Here is a 1455-nt window from a genome sequence, read left to right on the forward strand (position 1 = left end):
AATTGCTAAAACAATTTTTGAAGAATTGTGTCGTGATTTAGGTACAAATCAAATTGGTGTGATCAATGAGGATGCTTATTATCACGATCAAAGCCATTTGACGATGGAAGATCGTGTCAAAACTAATTACGACCATCCAAAAGCGTTAGACCATCAGTTATTAGCGTCTCATTTAACTCAGCTTAAACAAGGTGAGCCAGTTAGCATTCCATGTTACAGCTATACTGAGCATACTCGTATTAGCGACACGTTGACCATGCAACCTAAAAAAGTGATTATCTTAGAAGGCATTCTATTATTAACCAATCCTAAATTACGTGATTTAATGGATGCCAGTGTGTTTATGGATACGCCATTAGATATTTGCTTTTTACGTCGGTTAACTCGTGATGTTGCTGAACGTGGCAGAACAATGGAATCGGTTATTTCACAATATAAGCGAACAGTACGCCCGATGTTTTTGCAGTTTATTGAACCGTCAAAACAATATGCCGATATTATCGTTCCCCGGGGCGGTAAAAATCGCATCGCAACTGATATTTTAAAAGCTAGAATTCAGCATTTATTGGCGAAGTAGCCTTATCTAAAAGAGAGTGCAGCATGCGTTTAACCGATATAGAAATTGAGCAATGTTTAGATAATGGCACCATTATTATCGATCCTCGTCCTGGTATTGAAGCCATTTCGGGAGTGAGCGTGGATGTACGTTTAGGCAGCCAATTTCGTGTATTTAAAGACCATACTGCACCTTACATCGATTTAAGTGGTCCTAGTGCAGAAATGCAAATAGCACTTGATCGGATCATGAGCGACAAAATTGAAATCGCTGATGATCAAGCTTTTTTCCTTCATCCTGGAGAATTAGCATTAGCCGTTACCTATGAAAGTGTAACCTTACCTGCTGATATAGTGGGTTGGTTAGATGGTCGCTCATCACTTGCTCGTTTAGGATTGATGGTACATGTGACCGCACATCGTATTGATCCAGGTTGGCAAGGCAAAATCGTACTTGAGTTCTTTAACAGTGGTAAATTGCCGTTGGCTCTTCGCCCTGGTATGACGATTGGTGCGCTAAATTTTGAGCGCTTAAGCTCTGCGGTTGCTCGTCCATATAACACGCGTAAAAGCTCGAAGTACAAAGATCAACAAGAGGCTGTAGCAAGCCGGATCAGCCAGGATAAATAATGGCTACGGTTTGGGTTAATCACGTTGAAAACGGACTAATAAGTCCATTTGATCGTGGTATTGCTTATGGTGATGGTGTGTTTGCAACCATGCGCACCGCCTCATCTGCTCCTGTCTCTTCTCCCCCTCTGCCGCTGCCGCCGCCGCGGCTCGTGTCGCTCTCGGTGGTCGCCGTCTCCTTCCCCCCCCCCCCCCCCCCCTCTCCCTCGTCTCCCCCCCCTCCTCCTCACCTGCACACCTCTCAACCACACATCCCTAGTATCCTCCCGT

General features: G+C 44.3%; 2 protein-coding genes. Both read left to right on the forward strand.

Going from position 1 to position 1455, the window contains the following annotated elements:
- Window position 1 precedes the first annotated feature (1 nt).
- On the forward strand, window positions 2–577 hold the full coding sequence (gene udk, locus CXF78_RS00330) for a uridine kinase (protein ID WP_257984780.1): 576 nt from the start codon (window positions 2–4) through the stop codon (window positions 575–577).
- A 23-nt stretch (window positions 578–600) separates the two neighbouring features.
- Entirely contained in the window at window positions 601–1185 is a 585-nt protein-coding gene (dcd, locus tag CXF78_RS00335; protein ID WP_011637699.1) for a dCTP deaminase, read from the forward strand.
- Window positions 1186–1455 lie beyond the last annotated feature (270 nt).

The sequence above is a fragment of the Shewanella sp. 11B5 genome (assembly GCF_002836795.1).
Taxonomy (GTDB): domain Bacteria; phylum Pseudomonadota; class Gammaproteobacteria; order Enterobacterales; family Shewanellaceae; genus Shewanella; species Shewanella frigidimarina.